Source organism: Halorubrum saccharovorum DSM 1137, assembly GCF_000337915.1.
Taxonomy (GTDB): Archaea; Halobacteriota; Halobacteria; order Halobacteriales; family Haloferacaceae; genus Halorubrum; species Halorubrum saccharovorum.
In genome coordinates this window covers 1-16,124 of sequence record NZ_AOJE01000008.1, presented here as the reverse complement: position 1 = coordinate 16,124, position 16,124 = coordinate 1, and the positions used below count along the sequence as shown (strand labels likewise).

The window sequence follows — 16,124 nt, the reverse complement described above, 5'->3', positions numbered from 1 at the left end:
CGCGGTCCCGGGGGTGACGGGACGAGCAACCGCGGTCGCGCGCTACTCGTGGCCGGAGACGCGGACCGGCTCATAGGGCTCCTCTAACCACTCCACGTCCGAGGCAGAGAGGTCGATATCGAGCGCTTCGACGGCGTCTTCGAGGTGTTCGATACTGGACGTACCGACGATGGGCGCGTCGACGACCTCCTTGCCGGCGACCCAGCGGAGCGCGATCTGGGCCATCCGCACGCCCTTCTCGTCGGCCAGCTCCTCGATCCGACGGTTGATCTCCTCGCCGCCGCCCTCGCGGTACGGGCGTCCGAGTGCCGTCTCGTGTTCCCCGCGGGCCGTCGCGTCGTCCTGCTCGTAGGGGCGCGCGAGGTAGCCGGCGCCGACGGGGCTCCACGGGATCATCCCGATCCCCTCCCTCTCGCAGAGCGGGACCATCTCGCGCTCCTCCTCGCGGTACGCGAGGTTGTAGAGGTTCTGCATCGTGACGAACCGCTCGTACCCCTCGCGGTCGCTCGTGTGCAGCGCCTCGGCGAACTGGTGGGCCCACATCGACGAGGCGCCGACGTACCGCACCTTCCCGCGACGGACCGCGTCGTCGAGCGTCGCCAGCGTCTCCTCGATCGGCGTGTCGTAATCCCAGCGGTGGATCTGGTAGAGGTCGATCGTCTCCATGCCGAGCCGGTCGAGGCTGTGCTCCAGCTCCTGTTCGATCGCCTTTCGCGAGAGCCCGCCCGAGTTCGGGTTCGACTCGTCCATCTCGCCGTACACCTTGGTGGCGACGGTGAACCGGTCGCGGTCGTACTCGGCGAGCACGTCGCCGAGGATCGCCTCGCTCTCGCCGTTCGAGTAGACGTTCGCGGTGTCGAAGAAGGTGATTCCGAGATCGATCGCGCGCTCGATCAGTTCCCTGCCCTCCTCCTCGTCGAGCATCCACTCGTGCTCGCTCCCGAAGCTCATACAGCCGAGCGCGAGCCGACTGACGCTCGCGCCGGTGTCGCCCAGCGTCGTGTGTTCCATACTGATCGGGCGGGCGCGGGAGGTAAAAAATCACAGCGCGGGCGGGACGCCTCGGCGACGCGAGCGGCGCGCGGGTCACGGCGCGAACGGCGCGACGCTCACAGCGCCGGCGGCTCGCCCCGTCCGATGACAATCTCCTGGCCCTCGACGTCTTCGAGGGCGGCGACGCGACCGCCGATGTTGACCCGACCGTTTTCGGTCTCGACCGTGAGCGACGCCACCTCCTCGGTGTCCTCGAACGCGAGGTCGACGACGCGACCCCGCACGGTCACCGAGTCGCCCGTCTCGATGTCGCGCCCCTCGACGGTGGCGTAGAACTCCTCGCCCTCGAACTCGCGGAGGTCCTTGACCGCGCGGCGGATCGAGGCGTAGCGGCGCGGGAACGGGGGGACGGCCCCGTCGGCGGCGAGCGTCTCGGCGGTCGTCCACAGCACGGTGCCGAAGAAGCCGGAGACGAGGAACCCGAGCGCGGAGCGGTTGAAGATGACGCCGTACCGCTCGCGGTCGTCGCGGAGTGCGTCCTGGGTGGCGTACACCGAGTACTCGCCGTCGCCGACCGCGAGGATCGGCGTGGTGATCCCGCGGCGCGAGCGGGCGATGGTCGCGACCTCCAGGTAGTCGAACTCCTCGGGGTCAGGCGCGCGGGACGCCGGCGTGACGAGGAGTTCGACGCTGACGCCCGCCTGGACCTTCGCCGCGAGTTCGTCGCGGAAGCGACGGAGCAGCCCCGGCGTGAGCGAGAGCGCCAGCTCGTACTCGGCGTCTGCGATCACCTCTTCGAGGTACCGGAGGATCGTCGACCGCGACTTCACCAGCGACACCGCCTCGGTCTCTCGGGTCGGCGCGGTGTAGCGGGCCTCCAGCTCGTCGACCATCTCCGCGAACGACGACCGGAGGTCGCCGAACGCGTCGTCCGGATCGACGGCGACGATCTTCATCGGCCGCGACTCGCGGAGCTCGACGAGACCGCGGTCCGAGAGGCTTCGAACCGTGTCGTACACGCGGGGCTGCGGGATGTCGGTCCGGTCGGCGATGTCGCTCGCGGTCAGCTCGCCGTGTTCCAGCACGGCCAGGTACGCGTCGATCTCGTACTCGCCGAGGTTGAAGCGGTCCCCGACGCGATCGAGCGTGCCGCGGAGATCGTCGGTCATAGAGATGACGATACGGTCCTCCGATATAGGTTTTTACTATGAGCCGAGTAGCACGCGTTTTCAGAGCCGCGTCCTACATGTACATTCGATCGTAGGTCCCGTCCGGCTCGCGCTCGTCGATCCGCTCGGCCAGATCCTCGTAGTGGCGGCGCGGTCGGCCCTTCTCGAAGGGCGTGATCGACGGGAATTCCTCGGCTCGGACGTGGCCCGTCTGTTCGAGATCGAGGTTCTCGACGAGGTAGTCGACGGCGGTCAACCCGGCGAGCCCGAACGAGGAGAACCCCGCGACGAGCACGTCGCTCGGGTCGGATTCGTGCGTGACACTGAAGGACGGTCCGTCGCGTGGTGAGTTCGCCATACGTCCGCTTCGCCGGGGAACGTGTTAGTGGTTGGTCAAACGGGCGACGGCGGCGCTCCGGGAGAAACCCTTTTTCCGATGGGCGACGGCGGGTTCGCTATGGCACAGCCCGGAGCGCTCGTCTCGATCGCGAACTGGATCACGCGGTTCGCGGACGTGCTCCGCGGCGTCTTCGGGTCCGCTGGCGGACGGCTGCTGCTCGTGATCCTGTCGGTCGTGATCGGCGTTCTCGCCTCGAAGTTCCTCGTGCGGCTCATCGGCCGCCCCGTCGCGCGTCGCGTGTCGAGACAGAGCGTCGCGCAGACGATCGTCAGGGGCGTTCGCGTCGGGACGATCGCGGTCTCGCTGCTCGTCGGCCTCTGGGCCGGCGGGTTCCGATTCACCGACTTGCTCGTGGGAACCGCCGTCTTCTCCGCCGTGATCGGGATCATCCTCGCGCCGCTGGTCGGGAACTTCATCAACGGCGTGTTCATCCTCGCGGACCAGCCGTTCGAGATCGGCGACATGGTCGAGTTGGAGAACGGGACGACCGGGTTCGTCGAGGACATCACGATCCGGTACACCAAGATATTCACGCTCGACAACACCTTCCTCGTCGTGCCGAACGGGACGATGCGCGAGCGCGACGTGACCAACTACTCCGCCGAGGACGAGCGGACCCGGCGGACGATCGACGTGCTGGTCACCTACGAGAGCGACATCTCGGAGGCCCGGCGGCTCATCGAGCGCGCGGCCCGCGACTGCGACGCGGTGATAGACGGCGGCCCGGACATCCGGATCGGCGTCGCGCGCTACATGGCCGGTCCGGACTGCCGGATCCACGAGTTCGGGGACGACGGCGTCCTGTTGCGCCTCCGGTACTGGGTGAAGAAGCCGTACAAGCTCGCGAAGATCCAGTCGGACGTGAACACCCGGATCCGCGAGCGGCTCACGGACGCGGACGTGGAGATGGCGTACCCGCACCGCCACCTCGTCTTCGACGACACCTCCGGAATCGCGCGGGTCGGCGGCCCGGAAGACGGTCGTCCGGAGGGCGAGCGCGCCGGCGACAAGCCCGATCCGGAGGGCCGCGGCGAGAACGGGTCCCCCGACGAGACCGCAGAATCGATCTCGGCCGAGGGGAAGCCAGGAGCCGAAACCGGGGCGCAGAGCGAATCCGGGACGCAGAGCGAGTCCGGTGGCGATCGGTGACCGATCCCGTCCGACACGCCCTGTGTCGCCCGGTCCCGAGGAACCGGAAGCCTGATAGACCGAGGTTCCCACTTATAAGTTAGTGAGCGACGAGCCCTCCGGAGATCCGTCGGAGTCGCCGTCGGATCTCGGCGGCGTCGGTCCCGGTCCCGGCGACGGTGCCACCGGTGACGGCGACGGACCGATCGACGAGACGGACGAGAGCGACGCAACTAGCGGCGCGTCTGAAGAAGCAGCCGGCGGCGGCTCCGGCGAGCGGGTGTCGGAGGAGTCGATCACCGAGGGGAGCCTGATCCGGCCGCTGTTCCACCTCGCGTGGCCGATCGTCGTCATCCAGCTGTTACAGGTGATGTACAACGTGGTCGACACGCTGTACCTCGGGCGGTTGTCGGCCGAGGCGGTGGGCGCGATCAGCCTCGCGTTCCCCCTGATCTTCCTGCTCATCGCGGTCGCCGGCGGCTTCACGACCGCGGGGGCGATCCTCGTCGCACAGTACACCGGCGCCGACGGGGACCGGTCCGCGGGACTCGTCGCCGGCCAGACCATCTTCAGCGTCTCCGTGCTGTCGGTTCTCATCGGCGTCGCGGGGTACTTCTACACGCGACCGGCGCTCGAAATTCTGCCGAGCGACCCCGACACGGCGGCGACGGTGATCCCGCTGGCGGCCGACTACATGGAGGTCATCTTCGCCGGAATCCCGCTGATGTTCGGGTTCTTCGTGTTCTCCGCGCTGATGCGCGGCTACGGCGACACCCGGACGCCGATGGCGGTGATGGTCGTCTCGGTGTTCCTGAACGTGCTCCTCGATCCGTTCCTCATCTTCGGGTTCGCGGAGAACCCCCTGTTCGAGTGGCTGGCGGCGGTGCCGCTCGTGGCGGCGCTCGATCCCATCGGCGTTCAGGCGTCCCTGCTCGCGGCCACCGAGTTCACCGGGTTCGGGATCGAGGGGGCCGCGATAGCGACGATCTTCTCGCGGGGAGTCGCCACCGCGATCGGGATCTGGATCCTGTTCGGGACGGATCTTGGTCCGGCCGTCTCGCTGAGCCACCTCACGCCGGACCTCGGGTTCATCGAGGACATCTTCCGGCTGGGGCTCCCCTCCAGCGTCGAGCAGACGACGAGCGCGCTGGCGATGATCACGCTCACCGCGATGATCGTCACGTTCTCGCCGCCGGTCGTCGCGGCCTACGGCCTCGGCAACCGACTCATCTCGCTCGTGTTCCTCCCCGCGATGGGGCTCGGGCGCGCGATCGACACGATGGTCGGGCAGAACCTCGGGGCGAACCGGGCGGACCGCGCGGCGCGCTCGGTGAAGCTCGCGGCGTCGACAGGGGCGGGGGTGATGTTCCTCGTCGCGGTCGTCGCCGTGACGTTCACGGAGCCGATCGTCGGCGCCTTCCTCGGCGACGTGCCCGACGCGCCCGCGACCATCGGGTACGCCGTCGAGTACGTGCAGATCCGGTCCGTCGAGTTCGCCTTCATCGGGGTCTCGCAGGTCATCCTCGGCGCGTTCCGGGGCGCCGGGAACACGAAGACCGCGATGGTGATCTCGATCCTCACCCTCTGGGTCGGCCGGGTTGCCAGCGTGGGCTACCTCGTCTTCATCGCCGGCTGGGGCGAGACGGGGATCTGGGTGGGGATGGCGCTCGGGAACATCCTCGGGGCGACCGTCGCCGTCGCGTGGTTCGCGCGCGGGACGTGGACGGAGCGGTACATCGACGACCCGGCGCCTGGCGTGGATCCCGCCGGCGACGACTGAGGGAGAAACGCGCCGGTAGAAGGAGGAGAGTCAGTGCCGGAACAGGTGGATCGCGTCCTCGTCGCGGAGGAGACAGAATCGCGCGCCGTCGCTCTCCGGGAAGGTCGTCCCCGTCTCTCGGGTGGTGAACAGGCGGTCGAACTCGGCGTCACACACCGGACAGGCCACGGCGTTTCGGTTCTCCCAGAGGCTCGTCGCTCCCGTGTCTTTGAGCTGTTTCAGCGCGTGGCGGTGGTCGTGTACGTCGAAGCGCGGCATGCGTCAGAGTTCGCGCGCCGGCAGTTGAACGTGACTCCGCGAGTATCAGCGGTGATTACGATCCGGCGTCCGAGAGACGCTCACGAGCGCGGTCGAGAAGGGTTTCGTCGCCGGTCCTGACGTATTCGCCGAGGGCGTCCGCGGCGTCGACGAGCGCGTCGGCGGCGGCCGGCGGTACGTCCCCCGTGAGCGCCTCGACGCGCTTCGCTCGGTCACGGAGGCGTTCGAGGAGCCCTCGCGCGGGGTCGATCCGTGCGAGCCGGTCGTCGCCGGCGACGGAGACCGTAGGGGTGGAGGCGTCGGCGTCACCCGCCGCTTCGCTGCCTTCGAGCTGCTCGATCTCGTCGAGTTCGTCGAGGAACGCGAGGAGGTCGGTCCGGTACTCGTCGACCGCGCGGACCGCGGCCATCCCTCTCGCCTCGCGGAGAGAGCTAGGGACCGCCGCGGTCGCGGGCCGGTCGCCGTCGTCGGCGCCGGCGAGCAGGGCGAGGAGGTACTCTCGGTCGCGGTCGGTGGGGTCGCGCAGTCGGTCGTACAGGTCGACCGCCTCCAGCAGCTCGCGGGCGGCGAGGTAGGTGTCGTCCAGCGGGAGCAGCTCGCCGCCGCGGATGAACCCCCGCTTGCGGGCGTACTCGCGGAGATCGGCCTTGAGGTCGTCGACGCCCTCCTCGGGGAGAGTCCCGCGCGCGTCTCCGAACCGGACACGGTGCGTGCTGAGATCGAGCGTCGCCGACGAGTCGGTGTGAGAGGTCCGGTCGTCGACGCCGACGCTCCTGAGAGACCCGCAGTCGGGACACTCGACTGACCCCGTCTCGTAGTACGACCAGCGTGCGCCGCACTCTCGACACTCCCGTTCGCCGCGGACCTTCATGCGATCCCCTTCGTCGCGTTCGGCGTAAAGGGCTGTGGGTCGGGGATAGCGGACGGCCGGATCGGGTCAGAGGGGTATCCGTCGCCCGTTACATTATATATGCGCTCCCGGTGAATCGGAGAACATGGGTTGGCACGCCGTCGAAGCGGTGGACGACGCCGTCGAGACCACTCGGCGGTTCCTCTTCCCGTTCAGCGTCGTTCGATGGGCGAAGCTCGCTTTCCTCGTCTTCCTGATGGGCGGAAGCGCGAACGCCGGCGTATCGGGTCCCGCGGCTCCCGACGCCCTGATCGGCGGGATTTCGGGGTCCTACGGGAGCTGGGTCGCCGGCACGGAGCCCGGCGTCGCGGCGTTCGAGAACGCCGTTTCGAACTTCCTGGCCGAGATGCCGAGCGATTGGCTGATCGCCGCCGTCGGGGTCGTCGCGGTCCTGGGCCTGGTCGCGTTCTCGGTGGTTTCGCTGTCGCTTCGGCTGGTCTTTTACCACGCGCTCCGGACGAACGAGGTCCGACTGTGGCGGCCGTTCCTCGGACGACTCCGACAGGCGACCGGGCTGTTCGTCGCCTCCGCAGCCCTCTGGTCGCTCGCTGCCGGACCGATCGCGGTGGCGGTTCTCGGGGCTGCCGCGGCGGAGACGCCGATCGGCCGGGGACCGCTCGACTCGTTCGCGGCGACCGTCGGATCGCTCTCGATCGGTCCCGCGGTCGCCGCGGGGCTCCTCGGGAGTGCGGTCGTCCTGCTCGCGACGCTCGCGCTCCGGCTCACCTACGAGTTCGTCGCTCCCACGATGGTTTTCGAAGAGACCGGCGTGCTCGCCGGGTGGCGCCGGGTCTGGCGCGCCGTGAGCGGGGAGTGGGCGGACCTCGTCGTCTATCTCGCGGTTCACTTCTTCGTCGCCGTCGGAATCGCAGTCGTTGAGGGGATCGCCCTCGTGATCGCCGGTTCGGCGGTCGTCGTAGTCGCCGGGAGCGCGCTCCTGATCGCGGCCGTTCCGCTCGGCGGCCTCGGCGCGCTGACGAGCACGGCCGTCGGAATCGCGACCGTCGCGATCGTCGCGGCCGTCGCCGTGGCGACGCTGGTCGTGTTAACGCTCCCCGTGAGCGTCGTGACCCGTTCGTACTTGATCGCGTACGAGGTCGCCACGATCGGCGGAATCGACCCGGATCTGCGGCTTCTTCACCCGGACATCGATCCGGATTCGACCGGTGACGCTCCGGCGTCGGCCGGCGCCGATCGGCCGCCGACCGATCGCGACTGAGCGGCTTCCGAGATCGTCGGCGAGGGTTGTCACGGGGGATCGTCGAACGTCGAATCAGTATTCGACGCGTTCACATACCTTTTTACTCCGTTACCGAATTGGGGGAGACATGGGACTGGACGACGACGCGAGGGAGTATCACCGAGAGGAGCCGCCGGGAAAGATCGCGATCGAGACCACCAAGCCGACGAACACGCAGCGAGACCTCTCGCTCGCGTACTCTCCGGGGGTCGCGGCGCCGTGTCGCGACATCGCCGCGGACCCCGAGTCGGTGTTCGAGTACACGGCGAAGGGGAACCTCGTCGCGGTCGTCTCGAACGGTTCCGCCGTGCTCGGCCTCGGCGACATCGGCGCGTCGGCGTCGAAGCCGGTCATGGAGGGCAAGGGCGTGCTGTTCAAGCGCTTCGCCGATATCGACGTCTTCGACATCGAGCTCGATATCGAGGAGGTCGACCCGTTCTGTGAGGCCGTAAAGGCGATGGAGCCGACCTTCGGCGGGGTGAACCTGGAGGACATCAAGGCGCCCGAGTGCTTCAAAATCGAGGAGCGGCTCCGCGAGGAGATGGACGTACCCGTGTTCCACGACGACCAGCACGGGACCGCGATCATCTCCGGTGCGGCGCTGATGAACGCGACGGAGATTTCCGGGAAGGACCTCTCCGAGATCGAGATCGTGTTCTCGGGCGCGGGCGCGTCCGCGATCGCGACTGCTCGCTTCTACGTCGAACTCGGCGCACGCAAGGAGAACATCACCATGTGCGACTCCTCCGGGATCATCACCAAGGAGCGCGTCGCGAGCGACGACGTCAACGAGTACAAAAGTCAGTTCGCCAGCGAGGGGAAGGGCGGTGACCTCGCCGACGCGATGGAGGACGCCGACGTGTTCGTCGGCCTCTCCGTGGGCGGAATCGTCTCCCAGGAGATGGTCCAGTCGATGGCGTCGGACCCCATCATCTTCGCGATGGCGAACCCCGACCCGGAGATCACCTACGAGGACGCGAAGGACGCCCGCGACGACACGGTGATCATGGCGACGGGCCGGTCCGACTACCCGAACATGGTGAACAACGTGCTCGGGTTCCCGTTCCTGTTCCGCGGCGCGCTCGACGTGCGCGCCACGGAGATCAACGAGGAGATGAAGCGAGCCGCCGCGGAGGCGCTCGCGGAGCTGGCTCGCAAGGACGTACCGGACGCGGTCGTGAAGGCGTACGGCGACGACCCGCTCCAGTTCGGACCCGACTACGTGATCCCGAAGCCGCTCGACCCGCGCGTGCTCTTCGAAGTGGCTCCGAGCGTCGCGGAGGCGGCGATGGAATCCGGGTCCGCACGAACCGAGATCGACCTCGAACAGTACCGAGAGCGGCTTGAAGCGCGTCTCGGGAAGTCCCGGGAGATGATGCGCGTCGTTCTGAACAAGGCGAAAAACGACCCGAAGCGCATCGCGCTCGCGGAGGGGACCGACGAGAAGATGATCCGCGCGGCCTACCAACTCTCCGAGCAGGGGATCGCCGAGCCGGTGCTGCTCGGCGACGCCGACGAGATCGCTCGAACCGCCGATCGACTCGGGCTCTCGTTCCAGCCAGAGATCGTCGATCCCAACGCCCGCGACGTGTCCGCGTACGGCGATCAGCTCTACCAGCTCCGCAAGCGGAACGGCATTACCAGCCGAGAGGCGAACGAGCTGGTCCGACGCGACACGAACTATCTCGGGAGCGTCATGGTGAAGTCGGGCGACGTCGACGCGATGCTCACGGGGTTGACTCACCACTACCCGTCGGCGCTCCGTCCGCCGTTACAAGTCGTCGGCTCCGCGGACGACACTGACACCGTTGCCGGCGTGTACATGCTCACGTTCAAAAATCGAGTCATCTTCTGTGCCGACACCACGGTGAACCAAGACCCCGACGCGGAGACGCTCGCGGAGATCACGCGTCATACCGCGGATCTGGCCCGCCGATTTAACGTCGAGCCTCGTGCAGCGGTGCTCTCGTACTCCAACTTCGGGAGCGTCGATAACGAGGGGACTCGAAAGCCCCGCGATGCGGTCGAAATTCTTCACGAAGACCAAGGGGTCGACTTCCCCGTCGACGGCGAGATGCAGGCCGACACCGCAGTCGTTGACGACATCCTCAACGACACCTACGAGTTCTCGGAGCTCGACGAGGCCGCGAACGTGCTCGTCTTTCCGAACCTCGAAGCCGGGAACATCGGTTACAAACTTCTCCAGCGGCTCGGCGGTGCGGAGGCGATCGGACCGATGCTGGTCGGTATGGACGAGCCGGTCCACGTGCTTCAACGGGGCGACGAGGTCAAAGACATCGTCAACCTGGCCAGCGTGGCCGTCGTCGACGCGCAGGAGTAGTAACGGACTTCGAGTGCGTTTGTCGAGTGATTTCGGGTATTCGCCGGTACTTGGCGATACTCGCAGGTACTTGGTGATACTCGGAGACACTGGCGACAGGCCGTTCGATTTCTCGTTCTTCGTGGCGAACAACCCGGTAGTTGAGGAAGTGACTGTTAGTGACTGTTGCTGACTTGACTGGTCGTGATTGTTTGAGAGACACGCCGTGAGAGACACACCGTGTTTCCGGTGAAATGGGGTAGATCGGGGGTGGGTGCGTTGTGGTGGCCGGCTGAGGCGGTAAAACCGGATTTCGGATCCCGATCGGATTATCTCAAACTGCATTCTAAATAGGAAAGAATTATAAATGGGTTTTGAGTATAGTTCATTAAGCCTAAAAGAGATCCTGGGTCGCTTATCGTGAGCAGAAGGCTGGTGCTTTCATCGGAAATTCGGTGTCCTGTTCCGTTGGGTTTCTCTGGGATCTTGTCTTTCGGTCTTCGAGATCTCGTTTTCCTGTCTCTGTTCTTGTCTCTGTTCTTGTCTCTGTTTCTGTCTGTATTCCTGTCTGTATTCCTGTCTGTATTCCTGTCTGTATTCCTGTCTGTATTCCTGTCTGTATTCCTGTCTGTATTCCTCCGCTTCCGCCTTGTCTGCGGGTTTGATCGTACTGAAACGGGTTAGACCAGTCCGGTGACACCGGGTTTCCGGTGAACCTGGCTCTCGAGGATTTCCATTCGTTTATATACACACCCTAGCTCATCCACCGCCCCCCGTCCCCCACCCCACACACCCCATTTCACCGGAAACACGGTGTGTCTCTCAAACACCGTTTCGCCGCGGTCGAAGCGGAACGCATTTCACCGGAAACCCGGTGTCGATCCCATGGACGCAGCGGACGACCTCTTCACCAGGGAGGACCCGATCTTCGCGAACAAGGAACTCCTCGAGATCAGCCATCTCCCCGGAGAGGGTCGGATCGTCGGCCGCGACGACGAGATCGCCGACCTCGCGACGGCGGTCAATCCCGCGATTTTCGGTCAGAGTCCGAGTAACGTTCTGATCTACGGGAAGACTGGAACCGGGAAATCCCTCTGTGCGAAGTACGTCTCCAAGCGGCTCGTTTCGACGGCGGGGGAGGAAGGCGTCAACGCGACGTTCGCGTACGTGGACTGCGCGCAGGACACGACCGAGACCCAGGCTGTCCAAACCATCGCCGACGCGGTCAACGATCCCGACGCTACCGGGATCAACGTTCCGGATAAGGGGCTCTCGACGTCGACGTACTACAAGCGGCTCTGGCGGATCCTCGACCAGCGGTACGACGTCGTTCTCATCATTCTCGACGAGATCGACAAGCTCGACGACGACGCCATTTTGATGCAGCTGTCACGGGCCGGCGAGGCCGGCAAAATCACCGACTGCAAGCTCGGAGTGGTCGGTATCAGCAATAAGATCCAGTACAAGGACCGCATGGACGAGCGCGTCAAATCGAGCCTCTGTGAACGCGAGTTCGTCTTCCCTCCCTACGACGCCAACCAACTCAGAGAGATCATGCAGGCACGCGCGGACGCGTTCCACGACGACGTCCTTGAACCGTCGACGATTCCGCGCGCCGCCGCACTCGCTGCGCGCGAACACGGCGACGCGCGCAAGGCCATCGACATCCTGCGGTACGCGGGTGAGATCGCTCAGAGCAACGGCGAGCCAACCGTTAGAGAGGAATTCGTCACACAGGCACGCGAGCGCGCGGAGACCGACCGGTTCCGAGAACTTATCCGTGGGTCGACGCCGCACTCACGATACGTGCTTCAGGCGCTCGCGTTGCTCTCGCTTTCGGGCGGTCGTCAGGACGGGTTTCGAACCAGCCGTGTGTACGAGATCTACGAAAACATCTGTCGCCAGGAGGGCTCCGATAGCCTCTCGCTCCGTCGAGTCCGTGACCTCCTCAAGGAACACGCCTTCCTCGACATCATCGAACAGTCGAAACACAGTGGCGGGAGCGCGGAAGGAAGCTACACGAAACACCAGCTGTTGGAGGACCCGAGCGTCGTTAAAGAGGTGCTGACGGAAGACTCATGACAGTAACCGCCCGCAAAACGCTTCCGACTTCCGCCGGACCAACCCGGCCGATTCGGACGCTTATCCTCCGTCGTCTTTCGTTCCACTGCAATTCGATCGCGATCCGAGCGCACCCCGAGGCCGTTCCGCTATCCCAGTAGTCCAAGCCCCTCGATCCGTTCGACGATCTCCTCTACGGCCTCTTCCGCGTCGTCGGTCCGTTTCCCGCCCGTGATGACGATCTTTCCGCTTCCGAACAGGAGAATCACGACTTCCGGTTCGTCCATCCGGTAGACGAGCCCGGGGAACTGCTCCGGCTCGTACTCGACGTCTTCGAGCCCGAGCCCGATCGCGAGCGCGTTGAGATTGAGGTTGTGCCCGAGATCTGCGCTCGACACGATGTTCTGAACGGTGATCTCCGGATCGTCCTCGACCGGAATCTGCAGTCCACGGAGCTTCTCGAAGATGATCCCGAGCGCCTCGTGGACGTCGTCGATACTCTTCGCACCCGTGCAGACGATCTTCCCCGACCGGAAGATGAGCGCGGCCGCCTTCGGTTCTTGGGTCCGGTAGACGAGTCCCGGGAAGTTGTCGGGATTGAAGTCCGCACCCGGTAGGTCTTCTGCTAGCGCCTCCAAATCGAGCTCTTGGCCGATCCCCGTCGATGCAACTACGTTCTGGATCTCGATCGAATCTGCAGGGTTCGTCATCGTTCGCTTTTATATGCGTCCCCCTCCCTTATAAACGCCCGTGGTATAAACGACCGCTCGGTCGGTGACCGTTGCGCCGCATGGCCTCCCTCTGTGAATGCATGAACCCACGACGCACCGGTAGTCTCGGACAGAGATCAACGAACCAGTCTCAGTTTCAAGTTTGACACGCGCGTCAATTACCGATGAAGACTATGATGATATTCTGATAGTTCGTGGCGTTTTCGGATTGTCTATCAAGCTGTCCGGATCGATATTCCGTCTGTTTCGTGAACCGGTAATTCGATCTCCTCGTGCGAACTGCTCTCAATGAAAACGCATGACGTGGCGCCGATGGTTCGACGGGGTTAAGTACAACCCGGCATTCGTGTTGAATGCGAAGGTCCCCCGGCGCGGGGGACAACGGTCGGCCGCACCGTGGCCGGTCGAAGCGTTCCGACGTGCTTAAGTGTATAAGCCCGTTCGGTTGAAACGCGAAGAACGCACCGCGGACTCGGGACGTTCAATCCGTCCCGGTTTCGCAGAGTTGGTTCAGCCGACTCACCCGAATGAGGATTTCGCCCCCTGCGCTCCGGCGTAAGAGGAAATCTGATGTGAGCCGTGGTAGTTCGGTGTCATCCAGGTCGCTGGGTGAATCNATGAGGATTTCGCCCCCTGCGCTCCGGCGTAAGAGGAAATCTGATGTGAGCCGTGGTAGTTCGGTGTCATCCAGGTCGCTGGGTGAATCGGACACCACATAGACCATGCAATGGTGTTTTGACTCATCGTGAGTCAAAACCCGCCAACACCCCTCTGAGCCGGGAATCAGGCTCAGAGGTTATACATTCCGGTTGATCCTGCCGGAGGCCATTGCTATTGGGATTCGATTTAGCCATGCTAGTCGCACGAGTTTAGACTCGTGGCGAATAGCTCAGTAACACGTGGCCAAACTACCCTTCGGAGCTCCATACCCTCGGGAAACTGAGGCTAATAGAGCATACCACAATCCAGCTGGAATGAGGATTGTGCCAAACGCTCCGGCGCCGAAGGATGTGGCTGCGGCCGATTAGGTAGACGGTGGGGTAACGGCCCACCGTGCCAATAATCGGTACGGGTCATGAGAGTGAGAACCCGGAGACGGAATCTGAGACAAGATTCCGGGCCCTACGGGGCGCAGCAGGCGCGAAACCTTTACACTGCACGACAGTGCGATAAGGGAATCCCAAGTGCGCAGGCATAGAGCCTGCGCTTTTGTACACCGTAGGGAGGTGTACGAATAAGGGCTGGGCAAGACCGGTGCCAGCCGCCGCGGTAATACCGGCAGCCCGAGTGATGGCCGATCTTATTGGGCCTAAAGCGTCCNGTACGAATAAGGGCTGGGCAAGACCGGTGCCAGCCGCCGCGGTAATACCGGCAGCCCGAGTGATGGCCGATCTTATTGGGCCTAAAGCGTCCGTAGCTGGCCGCACAAGTCCATCGGAAAATCCACCCGCTCAACGGGTGGGCGTCCGGTGGAAACTGTGTGGCTTGGGACCGGAAGGCGCGACGGGTACGTCCGGGGTAGGAGTGAAATCCCGTAATCCTGGACGGACCGCCGATGGCGAAAGCACGTCGCGAGGACGGATCCGACAGTGAGGGACGAAAGCCAGGGTCTCGAACCGGATTAGATACCCGGGTAGTCCTGGCCGTAAACAATGTCTGTTAGGTGTGGCTCCCACTACGAGTGGGTGCTGTGCCGTAGGGAAGCCGCTAAACAGACCGCCTGGGAAGTACGTCCGCAAGGATGAAACTTAAAGGAATTGGCGGGGGAGCACTACAACCGGAGGAGCCTGCGGTTTAATTGGACTCAACGCCGGACATCTCACCAGCATCGACTGTAGTAATGACGATCAGGTTGATGACCTTATCCGAGCTTCAGAGAGGAGGTGCATGGCCGCCGTCAGCTCGTACCGTGAGGCGTCCTGTTAAGTCAGGCAACGAGCGAGACCCGCATCCTTACTTGCCAGCAGCACTGCGAAGTGGCTGGGGACAGTAGGGAGACCGCCGTGGCCAACACGGAGGAAGGAACGGGCAACGGTAGGTCAGTATGCCCCGAATGTGCTGGGCAACACGCGGGCTACAATGGTCGAGACAAAGGGTTCCAACTCCGAAAGGAGACGGTAATCTCAGAAACTCGATCGTAGTTCGGATTGTGGGCTGCAACTCGCCCACATGAAGCTGGATTCGGTAGTAATCGCGTGTCACAAGCGCGCGGTGAATACGTCCCTGCTCCTTGCACACACCGCCCGTCAAAGCACCCGAGTGAGGTCCGGATGAGGCGCGTTCCACGCGTCGAATCTGGGCTTCGCAAGGGGGCTTAAGTCGTAACAAGGTAGCCGTAGGGGAATCTGCGGCTGGATCACCTCCACCGACCCGAGACTCGCCCTTCCGGGCGAGCTCACCTTACGACCGTCTTTCAAGACGGTCACTACTCATTCATGGTCTCTCGTGTCCGCCCACCCGCCGGCCTGGACACCGACGAACTACCACGGTTCACANGGGAAGGTGGGCTCATAGCTCAGCGGTAGAGTGCCTCCCTTGCAAGGAGGATGCCCTGGGTTCGAATCCCAGTGAGTCCATGTCAGCCCCGGTCCGAATCCGTCCCCTTAAGTGTGGGACGCGATTCGGATTGGGTAGACGACGACCGATGCACCATCCCGGGAAACCGCGGATGGGAAGGGTTCGACGGACACGCTCCATGCCTGGACGTGATCCAATGACGACCGTGTATACGTGCGATCCAGACGTCCACTGAACTCATACGAGTTCGTGGAACGTCAGTGAACCATATACAGTCGGGTGACATTTAGTCACTTGACACCGTCAGCGGTTCTGTTATAGAATCGACTGACACACTACTGGCTACTGTGCCAGCTGGTGAATGGCTCGGCTCGAGAGCCGATGAAGGACGTGCCAAGCTGCGAAAAGCTCGTGGGACCCGCATGGAGGGAAAGAACACGAGGTTTCCGAATCGGAATCCGTTTACAATTGCCACGCGCAATAGGGAACTCCCTGAATTGAAACATCTCAGTAAGGGAAGGAAAAGAACGCAATAGCGATGTCGTGAGTAACCGCGAGTAAAAGCGACACAGCCCAAACCGAAGGTCTTCGGACCAATGTGGTGTTCGGGTTGACAA

General features: G+C 64.1%; 10 protein-coding genes, 1 tRNA gene, 2 rRNA genes and 1 pseudogene. 8 read left to right on the top strand and 6 right to left on the bottom strand.

The genetic code is table 11. From position 1 onward, the window contains the following. Positions 1–42: 42 nt before the first annotated feature. The 3 genes and pseudogenes from C471_RS01525 to C471_RS01515 form a co-directional block, all read right to left on the bottom strand. Positions 43–1,011, bottom strand: coding sequence for an aldo/keto reductase (locus tag C471_RS01525; RefSeq protein ID WP_004046052.1), 969 nt, complete (start codon positions 1,009–1,011; stop codon positions 43–45). A 98-nt stretch (positions 1,012–1,109) separates the two neighbouring features. Next, entirely contained in the window at positions 1,110–2,162 is a 1,053-nt protein-coding gene (trmB, locus tag C471_RS01520; protein WP_004046050.1) for an HTH-type sugar sensing transcriptional regulator TrmB, read from the bottom strand. A 148-nt stretch (positions 2,163–2,310) separates the two neighbouring features. Next, positions 2,311–2,520: pseudogene (locus tag C471_RS01515) on the bottom strand (PAC2 family protein); the annotation flags it as partial. Positions 2,521–2,598: 78 nt separating this feature from the next. On the opposite strand from C471_RS01515, the gene C471_RS01510 reads away from it, so the two are divergent. Further along, the gene (locus C471_RS01510) at positions 2,599–3,711 is read left to right on the top strand and encodes a mechanosensitive ion channel family protein (RefSeq protein WP_004046048.1); all 1,113 of its coding nucleotides are present in this window, start codon (positions 2,599–2,601) and stop codon (positions 3,709–3,711) included. Positions 3,712–3,793: 82 nt separating this feature from the next. Then, on the top strand, positions 3,794–5,470 hold the full coding sequence (locus C471_RS01505; RefSeq protein WP_004046046.1) for an MATE family efflux transporter: 1,677 nt from the start codon (positions 3,794–3,796) through the stop codon (positions 5,468–5,470). A gap of 30 nt (positions 5,471–5,500) precedes the next feature. Here C471_RS01505 and C471_RS01500 read toward each other — a convergent pair whose 3' ends face one another. Continuing rightward, positions 5,501–5,728 (bottom strand): DUF7385 family protein, encoded by a 228-nt coding sequence (locus C471_RS01500; protein WP_004046043.1) that lies wholly within the window; start codon positions 5,726–5,728, stop codon positions 5,501–5,503. Between the two features lie 55 nt (positions 5,729–5,783). Beyond that, entirely contained in the window at positions 5,784–6,599 is an 816-nt protein-coding gene (locus tag C471_RS01495) for a DUF7117 family protein (protein WP_004046040.1), read from the bottom strand. Positions 6,600–6,723: 124 nt separating this feature from the next. Between C471_RS01495 and C471_RS01490 the strand changes: the two genes are divergently transcribed. The 3 genes from C471_RS01490 (at position 6,724) to C471_RS01480 (ending at position 12,280) form a co-directional block, all read left to right on the top strand. After that, a complete protein-coding gene (locus C471_RS01490; RefSeq protein ID WP_004046038.1) occupies positions 6,724–7,857 on the top strand; it encodes a DUF7544 domain-containing protein in 1,134 nt (377 codons plus the stop codon). 109 nt (positions 7,858–7,966) lie between these two features. Continuing rightward, the gene (locus tag C471_RS01485; protein WP_004046036.1) at positions 7,967–10,219 is read left to right on the top strand and encodes an NADP-dependent malic enzyme; all 2,253 of its coding nucleotides are present in this window, start codon (positions 7,967–7,969) and stop codon (positions 10,217–10,219) included. Between the two features lie 864 nt (positions 10,220–11,083). Further along, positions 11,084–12,280, top strand: coding sequence for a Cdc6/Cdc18 family protein (locus C471_RS01480; RefSeq protein WP_004046035.1), 1,197 nt, complete (start codon positions 11,084–11,086; stop codon positions 12,278–12,280). A 128-nt stretch (positions 12,281–12,408) separates the two neighbouring features. On the opposite strand, the gene C471_RS01475 is transcribed toward C471_RS01480, so the two are convergent. Next, positions 12,409–12,969, bottom strand: a complete 561-nt coding sequence (locus tag C471_RS01475) for a TATA-box-binding protein (protein WP_004046033.1) — start codon at positions 12,967–12,969, stop codon at positions 12,409–12,411. Between the two features lie 823 nt (positions 12,970–13,792). On the opposite strand from C471_RS01475, the gene C471_RS01470 reads away from it, so the two are divergent. The 3 genes from C471_RS01470 to C471_RS17815 form a co-directional block, all read left to right on the top strand. Next, positions 13,793–15,355, top strand: a 16S ribosomal RNA gene (locus C471_RS01470). Positions 15,356–15,494: 139 nt separating this feature from the next. Further along, positions 15,495–15,566 (top strand) — tRNA-Ala (locus C471_RS01465). Positions 15,567–15,840: 274 nt separating this feature from the next. Continuing rightward, positions 15,841–16,124 (top strand): 23S ribosomal RNA (locus tag C471_RS17815); the annotation flags it as partial.